The organism is Tumebacillus permanentifrigoris (assembly GCF_003148565.1).
In the GTDB taxonomy this organism is placed as follows: Bacteria; Bacillota; Bacilli; order Tumebacillales; family Tumebacillaceae; genus Tumebacillus; species Tumebacillus permanentifrigoris.
The window spans coordinates 35,510-48,694 of the sequence record NZ_QGGL01000011.1; the positions used below are offsets into that span (position 1 = coordinate 35,510).

Consider the following 13,185-nt stretch of genomic DNA (forward strand, 5'->3'; position numbering starts at 1 on the left):
GGAGGATGAGAATGCAGCGTTGGAAAAAAGGACTGTTCATCGGCCTCTTCTCCTCGATGTTATGGGAGCAACAGACTGTGCAGGCCGCCATCGGCCTCACCGCACCCAAACGTGAGCAACCATTTGCCCCTGATGGAGGAGAGCGTGTTGTCGAACCTGTCGTTCCGATCAATCTGACCGTCACCGCCCTTTGGGTGCCGGAGCAGGAACCGGAACCGATGGAGAGCGTGACCAACCACCGGATGCTCGTGGAGGAGCAGCAGCTTGTCGAGCAAGAGGAACTCCTTGCTCGACAAGTGCTGGCGGTGCGTGCGAACCAGCCGCCGAAGCTGGCGAGCCGTGGCAACTTGCTCGTCGCTCCGAAGGTCAACTCCCAGCCGAATCAACCTAGCAGTTCCCGCTCTACGCCTGAGTCGAACCCTGCACCGAGTTTGAACCAACGGTCGGGGGCGACGGCCACACAGGCGAGCCGACTGGCGACCGTCGCCCTGAGGTACCAAGGGACACCGTATGTATATGGGGGCACGACCCCGAGTGGATTTGATTGTTCTGGATTTATCCAATTCGTCTTTCAAGAGTGCGGCATCGCCCTGCCGCGCACAACCTACCAACAACTCGGCGCGGGTTCGCAAGTCGCCCGTGCCGCGCTGCAACCTGGCGACCTCGTGTTTTTCTCCTGTGACGGGCAGGCTGCGTCACATGCAGGCATCTATCTCGGGGATGGTACGTTCATTCATGCCGATCAATCGCGCGGCATCACCATCACGGATCTGGATCGGTCGTACTGGGCGACGGTGTATCAAACGGGTGTGCGCGTTCGATAAGCAAGGGAAGGAATTGGCGTCCGGGCATCTGCACGGACGCCTTTTGTGATACAATGGTAGACACCATTGTCTTGCAGAACATAGGAGGGTCCGCATTCATGTCGATTCTTATCTTGATCATCTTGGGTTATCTCATCGGCTCTTTCCCGTCCGCGTTGATCGTGGGCAAAATCGGCTACGGAGTCGACATCCGCGAGCATGGTAGCGGCAATCTCGGCGGCACCAACACGTTCCGCTCGATCGGCAAGACGGCGGGGATCATCGTCCTCACGGCCGACATCCTCAAAGGTTCGCTAGCCGCTGCACTTCCGTTCCTGACAGGCGTTGGCAACGAGTATGCCCTGATCGCTGGCATCCCGGCTGTCATCGGCCACTGCTACCCGGTCTTCGCTGGATTCCGTGGGGGCAAGGCAGTTGCGACATCGGCAGGCGTGCTGTTTTTTGTCGCCCCGCTGCTGACGCTAAGTGCCCTCGTCGTGTTCGTCATCACGCTGTACATCTCCAAGTATGTGTCGCTGTCTTCGATACTCGCCGCTCTCTGGGCGCATACATATGCGATCATCTGGTCTGACAAGCCGCTGGCGTTCGCCACTTTCCTGCTGGTCGTGTTCATCCTCTATCGACACCGCCAGAACCTCGAGCGCATCATGGATGGCTCCGAGCGCAAGGTCGGCTGGATCTGACGCTGTTGACAACAAAAGCCCCCTCTCCGCCATCAGGCGGGTAGGGGGCTTTTTTTATCGGTAGACTAGTGGCGGGCGGCACGGGTTTTGGCGAGCAGCAACACATCTAAGGCTTGTGAGAGGGCGATGATTTCAGGGTCTTGCAGATCACCCTGATGGTGTCGAGCGCATTCGTTCAGTTGGTGACGCAAGAGTTCGATCGTCTGCATTATACAAGTCATGTATATCCCCCCTGTAAGTTTTGTACAAGCTTATGGACAGGATACGGTGGCCAGTTCTGGTTTTTGGGGGTTTGGGGAGGTATAATAAGGCAAACGGGGTGATCCACATGTATTTGTATAAGTTGGAAGCCAAAGGCAAAGGCTTTTCCGATGCACACGTCATCGTACTCGCGGAAGATGAGGAGAAAGCGTTTGCGGCTGCCGACGAACTGTTGCAGCGCAATGCCCTCGCGCTCATCGAAGTCCAAGAGATCGCGATCGTTGAGAAAAAACGAGCCGAGAAAGCAAACGGCTATGTAGTAGAAGTAGAACGCTAAGGGGATGACAGAGATGACGACCGCGATGAAGAGACGATCTGAAGTCAACGCGGAGCACCAATGGGATCTCGGTTCGATGTACGAATCGATGGACAAGTGGGAAGCTGACTTCAAAAAAGTACAAGACTTGTTCCCGAAGCTGGAAGCCTACAAAGGCCGCCTGCACGAATCGGCGAACACCTTGTTGGAAGCCTTGCAACGAAACGACGAGGTCAACGAAATCGTCGCCAATGTGTATACCTACGCGCATATGCGCGCACATGAAGACACCGCCAACACCCTCTACCAAGGCCTGTCGGATCGCACCAGCTCCCTGCTGGCCCAAACGTCCTCGGCCACGTCCTTCATCACGCCGGAAATCCTCGAACTGTCCAAGGATACGATCGAGGGGTTCCTCGCGGAGAACGAAGCGTTGCGTCTGTACGGCAAAGACTTGGAGCGCATCATGCGCCGCAAGCAACATGTCTTGAGCCAACCGGAGGAGGAATTGCTGGCACGCGTCTCGGAAGTGGCGGACGCGCCGAGCACGATCTTCTCGATGCTGACCAACGCCGATCTCAAAATGGGGCAGGTCGCAGACTCGGAAGGCAACTTGCATGAAGTTTCTGAAGGCCGCTATCGTGTGTTGATGGAGAGCAAGGACCGCGTGTTGCGTGAGAATGCCTTCAAACGCTTGTTCGGTACATATGGCGAATACCGCAACACGTTGAGCTCGTCCTATGGGGCCAACGTCAAGAAAAACGTATTCTACGCCCAAGCGCGCAAGTACAACTCCGCATTGGAGATGGAACTGGCAACAGACAACGTCTCGACGGATGTCTACAACAATTTGATCAAAGCGGTGCGCGAGAACCACGATGCGATGCACCGTTATATGGCCCTGCGCAAAAAAGCCTTGAAGCTGGACGAATTGCGCTACTTCGACCTGTTCATTCCGATGGTGGAATCGGTCGACATGGAGATGCCGTTCGAGAAGGCCAAAGGCATGTCGCTCGATGCGCTGGTACCGCTGGGTGAAGAGTACGTCAACACCGTGCGCACCGCGTTCACCGACAAGTGGATCGACATCTACCCGAACGTGGGCAAGCGCAGTGGTGCCTACTCCTGGGGGACCTACAGCTCCAACCCGTACATCCTGCTGAACTACAACGACACGCTCGACGATCTGTTCACGCTGGTGCACGAACTGGGCCACTCCCTGCATTCCTACTACACGCACAAGACCCAACCTTTGGTCTACGGCAACTATACGATCTTCGTCGCAGAGGTGGCGTCGACGTTGAATGAGAACCTGTTGCTGGAGAAACTGCTGGCGGAGACGACCGATAAAAAGGAACGCGCCTACCTGCTCGTCCACTCGCTCGAACAGTTCCGGGGCACGATGTTCCGCCAGACGATGTTCGCTGAGTTTGAGAAGTTCGCGCACGAGAAAGTCGAAGCGGGCGAGCCGCTGACGGCTGACACGATGAACGCGTTCTACCGTCAGCTCAACGCCGACTACTACGGTCCGGCGCTGGTGTTGGACGAAGAGTTGCAAAACGAATGGTCGCGCATCCCGCACTTCTACAACTCGTTCTACGTCTACAAGTACGCGACGGGCTTTGCCGCGGCGATGGCTCTCTCCAAGCAGATCCGCACGGAAGGCGCGCCGGCTGTCGAGCGCTACTTGAACTTCCTGCGCGGCGGTTCCTCGCAAGACCCGCTCGATCTGCTCAAAGGGGCAGGCGTTGACATGTCTTCGCCGCAACCGATCGTGGAAGCGCTCAGCGTATTCCGCGAGCGACTGGCCGAATTGGAACAATTGTTGAGTGAAGCTTAATTTCTTAGGGAAAAAGCGCCTAGCCTACGTGGCTGGGCGCTTTTTTTGATTGATTTTCTGGTTCGTTAGGGGTATTCTCAGCGTACAGAGGAGGAACGCAAACATGACAAAAATTCGCAAGGCGATCATCCCCGCCGCTGGACTCGGAACCCGATTCCTCCCGGCGACCAAAGCATTGCCCAAGGAAATGATGCCGATCGTCGACAAACCGGCGATTCAATATATTGTAGAGGAAGCAGTCGCATCTGGAATTGAGAGCATCTTGATTGTCACGGGCCGCAACAAGCGCGCCATCGAGGACTATTTTGATAAATCGGGTGAACTGGAAGCCTTCCTAGAAGAGAAGGGCAAGCATGAGTTGCTGGAGATCGTCCAGACCGCATCCAACCTCGCCGACATCCACTACATCCGTCAAAAGGAACCGCTGGGCCTCGGCCACGCGATTCTCTGCGCACGCCACTTCATCGGCGACGAACCGTTTGCCGTGTTGCTGGGGGATGACATCATCCATTCTGAACCGCCCTGCTTGCAGTCGATGGTGAATCTGTTCGAGCAGCACAACCGTCCGGTGATCGCTGTGCAGGAAGTCGATTGGAGCGATGTACACAAGTATGGGATCGTCTCGCACACCGGCGGTTTGATCGACGCGATCGTGGAAAAGCCGGCGCGCGAGCAAGCGCCGTCCAACTTGGCGGTCATCGGGCGCTATGTGCTGACGCCAGACATCTTCCCGATCCTCGAACAGACGCAACCGGGCAAGGGCGGCGAGATTCAACTGACCGATGCCTTGAACGTTTTGAACCGTGCAGAGCAGATGCAGATCTTTGCAGCCCTTGGCAAGCGCTACGACATCGGTGATCATGCCGGCTATCTCGAAGCGTCGCTCGAATTTGCTTTGCGCCGCGACGACATCCGTCCGCGACTACAGGAGCACATCCTGCGTCTCGCGGAGAGCCTGACCGTCAAGGAAGGGGGACGCTAGGCATGAGTACGATTCTCGTCACCGGGGGTGCCGGGTACATCGGCAGCCACACCGTCCGCCATCTGATGGAACAGGGTCATGAAGTCGTCGTGCTGGACAACCTGCGCACTGGACACCGTGCGGCCGTGCTCACGCCGCACTTTTACGTTGGGGATATCTCGGATGCGGCGCTGATTGCGGAGATCGTACACAAGCACAAGGTCGTCGCAGCGGTGCATTTTGCTGCGCTCAGCCTCGTCGGAGAGTCGATGAAGTTGCCGACCAAGTACTTAGAAGGCAACACGATCAAGAGCCAGCAGTTCATCCAAGCGCTCGTCGAGAATGGCGTGCGGCGGATCGTATTTTCCTCGACAGCAGCTGTGTATGGCATGCCTGCTGTCGTGCCGATTTCGGAGCGATCGCCAACGCTGCCGATCAACCCTTACGGCATCTCCAAACTGTTCATCGAACAGTACTTGCAGATGGCACAGACGCTGTACGGATTGAAGTGGATCGCCTTGCGCTACTTCAATGCGGCCGGGGCTGCACAGGACGGGCGGATCGGCGAAGCGCACGACCCGGAGACACATCTGATTCCGCTCGTCCTGCAGACCGCACTGGGTCAACGGAATTCGATCTCCGTGTTCGGGCAGGATTACGACACCCCGGACGGTACGGCGGTGCGCGACTACATCCATGTGGAAGACTTGGCGGACGCGCATGCCCGCGCTCTGCAGGCGTTGGCAGACGGCAAAGCGAGCGGCGCCTACAACGTGGGCACAGGACGTGGCTACTCCGTGCTGGAAGTGATCGAGGCAGCACGCCGGATCACAGGACGACCAATTCCACTGACCAACGCCCCACGTCGCGAGGGCGACCCGGCGGTATTGGTGGCTCAGGTTGACCGCATTCGAACGGAGCTGGGATTTGTAGCTCAGCATAGCGATCTGGAGTCGATGATTGCTAGTGCTTGGAAGTGGCACCAGCACCATCCAGAAGGTTATGAGGAGTAATCAAAATAAAGATGTAGGCAAACGACCTTTTACGAAGGTCGTTTTTTTCGTTTGACGAAACAGTAGTCAGGCTATATAATTCTAGCGTTACTGAATTTTCTAACATAGGTTTTAAATCAAAAACTGGGGGGAATTGGGTCATGAACAAAAAGGGTATCTCCACACTGGTTCTTTCTTCACTGTTCGCATCTGTGCTCATGGTCGGTGCAACCGACGCCAACGCGTTGACGGAAAAAAAAGTTCTGAAGAATGAAAACGGTGAAATTCATACCATCAGCGGTGATCTCGGAACTCTTCGCGGCGCTACAGCGCAAGACCGTGCTCTCGACGCTCTGAATAAGGTAAAAGTTGACTATGGCATCAAAGACGTGTCCAAAGAATTTAAAGTAAAAGAAAGCCATAAAGGCGAACTGAGTACCTCCCATACGAAATTCAACCGTCAGCTCAACGGGATTCCGGTCTTTGGCGATCAGTTGATCGTACATGAAGACAACGGTCGTCTGACCGGCGTGACGGGTAAATACAAGGCATTGACGCCGACTGCGACTCAAGCGACGATCTCCAAGACCGACGCGGAGCAAAAAGCAGTCGCGAAAACGGGCTTCACCGGCTTGCTGAGCGTTCCGAGCAACGGCGTGCTAACCTACTTCCCGAGCGGGGACAAAGCGATCCTGACCTACAAAGTCAACGTCTGCTACCTCGCGACCGATCAACCGGGCGACTGGACGATCTTCGTCAACGCGACCGATGGTTCGATCGTGGAATCCTACAACTCAGCAGCTGACATCGTCGGTACGGGGACGGGCGTTTTCAACGACACCAAAAAAATCAACACCGTCAAAAAAGGCACCCAATACTACTTGGAAGACCGCACCAAGGCGATGTACGTCAATGGTTCGACGATTAGCACCTACACGTTCAATCATGGTTCGCTGTCGCAAACCTATGTGACCGACGCGGATAACAATTTCAACGGTGAAGAGCAAAAAGCGGCGGTTGATGCGCACTTCTACGCGGGCAAAGTCTATGATTTCTACAAAAACGTGATGGGCCGCAATTCGTATGACAACCAAGGCGCGACGATCATCTCGGGTGTCCACTACTCCACGGGGTACAACAACGCGTTCTGGAGTTCTTCGATGGGGCAGATGGTCTATGGCGATGGGGATGGCACGGAGATGGTCTCGCTGTCTGGCGCACTTGATGTCATCGGTCACGAATTGACCCACGCGGTCACCGAGTACACCTCTGGCTTGATCTACAAAAACCAATCCGGCGCCTTGAACGAATCGTGGTCTGATGCACTCGGCGTGGCGATTGAAAACAAAAACTGGTTGGTCGGTGAAGATATCTGGACTCCGGCTGTCGATGGCGATGCACTGCGTTACATGGACACCCCGAGCCTGGGCAAACAACCGGAGAAAATGTCTCAATATGTGGTCACTACGAAAGACAACGGCGGCGTGCACACCAACTCTGGGATTCCGAACAAAGCATTCTACCTGTTCGCAACGTCGCTCGGCTCTCGTGTCGATGCAGCGAAAGTATGGTACGCCGCATCCCGCGACTACATGACGCAAACAACCGACTTCTCTGGCGCGCGCGCAGCTACGTTGCTGGCATGCCAAGACCTGTACGGCCAAGGCTCCACCCAATACACGGCATTGCAAGCGGCATGGACTGCTGTCGAGGTGAACTAGGAGGGGAACGCATTGAAAAAATGGAATAAAATTCTGGCAGTTGCCATCGTTCTAACCACAGCGGTTAGCCCTGTGGCATCGACCTTCAGCACATCCAAGCTGTTTGTTTCCAAAGCGCAAGCAGCAGAATCGATCGCAGACAACAACTTGGCGGCAGTTTGGGCACAACCTGCGATCCTTGCTGTGAAGCAACAAGGCATCATGCAAGGCGATCCAGACGGCAACTTCCGCCCGCTTGACCACCTGACCCGCGAAGAGTTTGCCTCGTTGCTGGTGAAAGCGCTGCATCTCAACCTCGTCGATACAGACTCGACGTCCTTCCACGATGTGCAAGTCCACAGTTGGGCACACGGTGCGATCGAAACCGCCTACCAACTGGGGTACATGAAAGGGGATGGCGGCGGAACCTTCCGTCCGCAAGACCCGATCTCTCGTGAGGAAGTCGCTACCATTCTCGTGCGTTCGCTGAATGTGGATACGACCGGACTCGGGGCGAGCCTCACGTTTGCTGACAAGGCACAGATCAGCGAGTGGGCACAAGATGCAGTTGCATTTATGTACCAAAATGGGGTTGTCAAAGGCGACGGCGTCAACTTCGCCCCGCAACGCACCGCAGAACGTCAAGAGATCGCCGTGATCCTGAACAACGCACTGCCGTTGTTCAAGGGAACCAAGACCTCGGTAGACAGCGTATCTGATGCAGCAGTCGTCCTGAACGGTGTCTCGTATACCGTGGCAGACTCGCTCAAGGGCCTGTTCAGCGCGGCGAACAGCGATGCGCTCAAGGGTGCGAGCATTCAGTTCGCGGCCAACGACAAGCAACTGACCAAAGTCACCTACCTCGAGATCACCAACAGCGGCAAGCCGGCAGAGGCTGGCAAGCCGGAGTTCAGCGGCGACCTCGTGCTCGACGCTGGCAACGCGCAAGTATTCGGCGATCTGAAGATCAGCGGTGACTACATCTCGCTGAAAAACCTGACGGTGGCTGGCAACCTGGAAATTGGCAAGGAATTGCAAAACGACTTCTACGCCAACAACCTGAAAGTAGTGGGCAAGACGATCATCAACGGTGGTGACACCAACACGGTCGTCTATGAAAACTCGGCGCTTGGCGCTGTCGAGATCAACAAGCCAAACGTTCGCGTCGAGCCGAAGGGCAAGACGACCGTCGGCGATGTGCTGGTCAACAGCAACGCGACGATCACGGCCGATGCGGGCGTGACGCTTCCGAAAGTCACCCTCGGGGATAGCGCGCAACAAGTGGAACTCAACGCAGGCGTAACCACGCTGGAACTGGCAGGCAAACACGGTGCTTCGATCTCTGGGAAGGCAACCATCGCGAACGTCACGCTGACAGGTGGCGGGGACGTTACGCTGGGCACGACCGGGGAGATCGGCAAAGTCGAAGTGACCAACAAAGACTCCAAACTCACCGTCAACTCGGGCGCGAGCATCAAGGACTTGGTGTTGCCCGACGGCAAGCAGGTTGGGGATGTCGTCACCAACTTTGACGCTGCCAAAATTCAGATCACCAACGTAAACGGCAAGCCGATCAACACTCCGACTCCATCGAACGGTGGCGGCGGTGGTGTAGGACCGGTCAACCACAAGCCAGAGGCAAAGTCCCTGCAAGATCGCAAAGTGAAAATCACCCAAACCACGGGTGTGAGCTATGTTGCTGCTGACTTGGCGACCGATGTGGACGGTGATGCAGTGAAGTTCGTCCAAGGTTCCGTCGCGGTCAGCGGCAACGGGGTTGTGGAAGCATCTCTGCAGGACGAGCGTTTGGTCGTCACGCCGAAAGCGCTCGGACATGGCGTGGTAAAAGTTCGGGTGACCGACGGCCAGCGGGAAATCGAAGTGAACATCCCGGTGAACATCATCACACAGGATGCGCAATTGCATGCAAGCGTGCTCTACGGAGGTCAATTCCACCAGAACGGCGCAGAAGTAGAAGCCGTGGTTCATCTCGCGAAAACGGATGAAGAAGGTCAGTTGAGCGATGTGCTGGATCTGTCCAACCTCGTGGTTACCAAGGGCACCACGACACTGGTACAGAACACCGATTACTTCGTCGATGAAGAGGCGGACGACATCACGTTAGACCCGTCCTTCCTGAATACGTTGGGACAAGGTGCGCAGACCGTCACCTTCACAGCTGGCGATCTGACGGTACAAGCTGAACTCGACGTACTGGGTGTTGACACAGCGCTCGTCGCTGCCATTCTCGCGGTGAACAACGCGACCGATGTTGCGACTACCCGTACTGCACTTGAAGCGGAAGGGTTGCGTCTGCAACTGACGCCGTACAGCTACCTGACCGGCGCGCAGCGCGACCTCGTGGCACAAGCCGTTCTGGATGGCAAAGGGACGGGCTACACGAGCCGCACCGCGATCCAAGACCGCGTGGACATGAAAGTTGCCGACATTCAGCTCGGCGGCGACGAAGCAAGCGCGATCGCAGCTATCAATGCGGCCACCACGGTAGAGGAAATGCTGGGTGCGCTCGCGTCTCCGCATTTGCACCTCGACAACGCCGACTACTCCAGTCTGGAAGGTTACGAGCGCGACATCGTTGCCCAGTACTTCCTCGACAACAAAGGCGCGGGCTATGCAGACCGCGATGCGATCCAAACTGAATTCGATAAGATCATCAACATGATCATCGACGATTGGTATGACATCGTGGATGATGTGGGCGCGCTGAAAATTGGCTACGCAGTTGGGGATTCCAAATTGAGCGTCACGCAAGACTTGACCCTGCCGACCGTCGGTGCCGTGCACGGTGCCAAAATCGAATGGACGTCCAGCAACGCAGCTGTCGTCTCGAACACAGGTCACGTGACTCGCCCGACCGATCAAGATACGAAGGTTGTCTTGACGGCCCACCTGACCAACCGTTACGAACACTACAACGGTTCCCTCACCGTCACGGTCAAAGTCTTCAAAGACGGTCTGACCGCAGTCGTGACCAACGGCTCCACGCTGGTTGAGAAATCTGCTGGTGTAGACAAGATCATCCACGTGGAAGAAACGGTGAACGATGTTCCCGTTCCCGACCCGAACCTTGCCACCCTCGTCGTGAAAAATGGCAATACGCCGCTCGTCCTCGACTCGGACTACACGGTAGATGAGGCGTCCAACGACGTGTCGCTTGCCGAGTCGTACCTGGACCAACTGAGCGTGGGTACGCATACCTTCACGCTGAGCACAGCAACAGCATCGGTCAACGTCGACCTGACCGTACTCCCGATGGACCCAGCCTTGGTCAGTGCGATTCAAGCGGTGAACGCGGCGACAGACGTGGCTGGCACACGCGCAGCTCTGGAAGCAGCCGCGTTGAACCTGCAACTGACGCCGTACAGCTACCTGACCAGTGCGCAACGCAACCAAGTCGCACAAGCGGTCTTGGACGGCAAGGGCACTGGCTACACGAACCGCGCTAGCATTCAGGATGCGCTCGATGTAGCAGTCACCGACATCCAACTGGGCGGCGATGAAGCAAGCTCCATTCAAGCGGTCAACGATGCGACTTCGATCGAAGAGATGCTGGGAGCCCTCGCGTCCCCGCAGTTGCACCTCGACAATGCCGACTACTCCAGTCTGGAAGGCTACGAACGCGACATCGTCGGGCAGTACTTCCTCGACAACAAAGGCACCGGCTACGAGTCGCGGGATGCGATTCAAACCAACTTTGACAATATCGTCAACATGATCCTCGATGACTGGTACGCGATGGTAGATGATATCCTTTCTGTCGATCTGGGCTTCGGAGCCGGCGATTCCTATGGAAGCGTGACCCAGGATGTCACCCTGCCGTTGGAAGGTCCGGTGAACCAATCGGTCATCACGTGGACATCCAGCAACACCGATCTGATCACCAACGACGGACATGTCACACGCCCGGCGCAAGACACACAAGTGACGCTGATGGCGCACTTCACGCACCGTTATGAGCACTACGACTACCCGTTCAAAGTGCTCGTCAAGGCTGCGGATAGCGTTCCTCTCAACTGGTCGCTCTCCAGCAAGGCTGTCGCGAGATACAGCGCGGTCGATGCACTCGATGTGCTGTCCGGCAAGACGGTACAGGAACTGTTGGCATCCCTGACCATCGCCAACGGCACTGTGACCGTCTACACCGATAACACCCAGCAGACGGTAGCGGCAGCAGACGCTGTCCTGACGGCTGACATGGTCCTCGTCGGCACAGACGCACAAGGCCTCTCCGTCACCAGCAAACTGAACGTGGTGACGACGCTTGCAGATGCTGCACTGCTGCAAGCCAGAGCACGCTTCTCCAAGTAAACCCGAGCACGATATGAAAAAAGCTGATGTCCGCACACGCGGGCATCAGCTTTTTTGCTTTAAAACTCTTCTTGTAAGTCTTGTTGCAATTGGCGGCGCACCGCAAAGGCGTACAGCAGCGTCTGGACGACCACCAACAAGAAGGCGATGAAGTAGGTGGTGTGATAGTCTCCGCCGGCCAGCACGAACCCTGCATAGGCCGTCGCCGCCGACCCGGCAAAGGAACGGGTCAGGTTGCGCAGCCCCGAGTGCAGGCCGCGCTCGTCCGTTTGCGTGGCTTTCATCATCGAGCTGTCCACAAAGGAGTTGATCATCAGGGAGGACACGCCGCGACCGAGCAGGATGCTACCAAACGCGAGGGCGGGGATGGTGAACCCGAGCAACAGCATGCCGAGCATGAAGCCACCAAAAGCCAGATAGAGGTAGACTTTGCGCTTGGCCGTCTGCATCAGATACGGAGTAATCAGCGAGGTCAGGAAGCAGAGGAACGAGTTTGCCGCGAGGATGTATCCGATCGTATCATCGGAGAGCGAGAAGCGCTCGCGCAGGATGACATTCTCAAACGGAATGATCATATTGAAGATAAATCCGCCCATCGTGGCGTAGAGGACATAGAGCACGACTTGGCGGCTGGGGATCACGCGCCACGTTGCTTTTTTGGCGCGTTTTTCCTCCTCGCGTGCGACCCGTTGCGAACTGGCGGGTAGGAACAAACGCATGAAGAACATCAGGCCGAACACAGCGGCGATCAAGAAAAGCGTGGTCTGGTAGACAGTACTGCCCTCCGGCAGATACGCGGGCAGATGTGTGCCAAGGATGTTCCCGACAGAGAGTGCCAGCGTGAAGGCTGCGATCAGCATGTTGAAGGCGACCGTCTCGTCCTCCTTGCGCTCACAGAGGCTCATGATATACGGAAATTCGCACGAGATGATGAACGCTGTCCCGACCGCCAGCAGGACCTGTGCGAGGTACAAGTGCCAAGCCTGTGTGGCGAGCGGGATGGCGACATAGCCGAGTGTCGCGATGCCGCAGCCCAGCGCCATCGCCTTTTTCGCCCCAAAGCGGTCGGAGAAGATCCCGGCGGGGAACGAGCAGATCGCGACGGTGATCGAGTTGCAGGCGGCCGCATAGCCGATCACCCGCGTATCGAATCCCAACGCTAAGTAATGGAAGTTGAAAATCGTCGCCATGCCGATCCCCAATCCGAACAGCATCTCCGACAACAGATAAAAATGCACCGCGCGAGGCAACCGCACGAGTGACTGAAGATACGAGAGCATGGTCTTCCTCCTAATTTTTTGAAAAAACAGATGAGTCCATTCTAGCGATTGTAGGGTGC

10 protein-coding genes are annotated in these 13,185 nt (G+C 56.4%); 8 read left to right on the forward strand and 2 right to left on the reverse strand.

The window, feature by feature from the left end; all coding sequences use genetic code 11:
- The first annotated feature begins 11 nt into the window (after positions 1 to 11).
- Positions 12 to 824, forward strand: a complete 813-nt coding sequence (locus tag C7459_RS13430) for a C40 family peptidase (protein WP_211320392.1) — start codon at positions 12 to 14, stop codon at positions 822 to 824.
- 98 nt (positions 825 to 922) lie between these two features.
- Positions 923 to 1,507 (forward strand): glycerol-3-phosphate 1-O-acyltransferase PlsY, encoded by a 585-nt coding sequence (gene plsY / locus C7459_RS13435; RefSeq protein ID WP_109689813.1) that lies wholly within the window; start codon positions 923 to 925, stop codon positions 1,505 to 1,507.
- A 65-nt stretch (positions 1,508 to 1,572) separates the two neighbouring features.
- On the opposite strand, the gene C7459_RS13440 is transcribed toward plsY, so the two are convergent.
- Entirely contained in the window at positions 1,573 to 1,728 is a 156-nt protein-coding gene (locus tag C7459_RS13440; RefSeq protein WP_109689814.1) for an aspartyl-phosphate phosphatase Spo0E family protein, read from the reverse strand.
- A gap of 107 nt (positions 1,729 to 1,835) precedes the next feature.
- On the opposite strand from C7459_RS13440, the gene C7459_RS13445 reads away from it, so the two are divergent.
- The 6 genes from C7459_RS13445 (at position 1,836) to C7459_RS13470 (ending at position 11,846) form a co-directional block, all read left to right on the forward strand.
- Complete coding sequence (locus C7459_RS13445; RefSeq protein WP_109689815.1) at positions 1,836 to 2,045, forward strand: DUF3906 family protein; 210 nt, start codon at positions 1,836 to 1,838, stop codon at positions 2,043 to 2,045.
- 4 nt (positions 2,046 to 2,049) lie between these two features.
- A complete protein-coding gene (pepF, locus tag C7459_RS13450) occupies positions 2,050 to 3,864 on the forward strand; it encodes an oligoendopeptidase F (protein WP_109689816.1) in 1,815 nt (604 codons plus the stop codon).
- Between the two features lie 103 nt (positions 3,865 to 3,967).
- The gene (galU, locus tag C7459_RS13455; RefSeq protein WP_109689817.1) at positions 3,968 to 4,846 is read left to right on the forward strand and encodes a UTP--glucose-1-phosphate uridylyltransferase GalU; all 879 of its coding nucleotides are present in this window, start codon (positions 3,968 to 3,970) and stop codon (positions 4,844 to 4,846) included.
- Positions 4,847 to 4,848: 2 nt separating this feature from the next.
- Complete coding sequence (gene galE, locus C7459_RS13460) at positions 4,849 to 5,838, forward strand: UDP-glucose 4-epimerase GalE (protein ID WP_109689818.1); 990 nt, start codon at positions 4,849 to 4,851, stop codon at positions 5,836 to 5,838.
- 140 nt (positions 5,839 to 5,978) lie between these two features.
- Positions 5,979 to 7,538, forward strand: coding sequence for a M4 family metallopeptidase (locus tag C7459_RS13465; protein ID WP_109689819.1), 1,560 nt, complete (start codon positions 5,979 to 5,981; stop codon positions 7,536 to 7,538).
- A gap of 12 nt (positions 7,539 to 7,550) precedes the next feature.
- Entirely contained in the window at positions 7,551 to 11,846 is a 4,296-nt protein-coding gene (locus C7459_RS13470) for an immunoglobulin-like domain-containing protein (protein ID WP_109689820.1), read from the forward strand.
- A 59-nt stretch (positions 11,847 to 11,905) separates the two neighbouring features.
- Here C7459_RS13470 and C7459_RS13475 read toward each other — a convergent pair whose 3' ends face one another.
- On the reverse strand, positions 11,906 to 13,126 hold the full coding sequence (locus C7459_RS13475) for an MFS transporter (protein WP_109689821.1): 1,221 nt from the start codon (positions 13,124 to 13,126) through the stop codon (positions 11,906 to 11,908).
- Between the last annotated feature and the right edge of the window lie 59 nt (positions 13,127 to 13,185).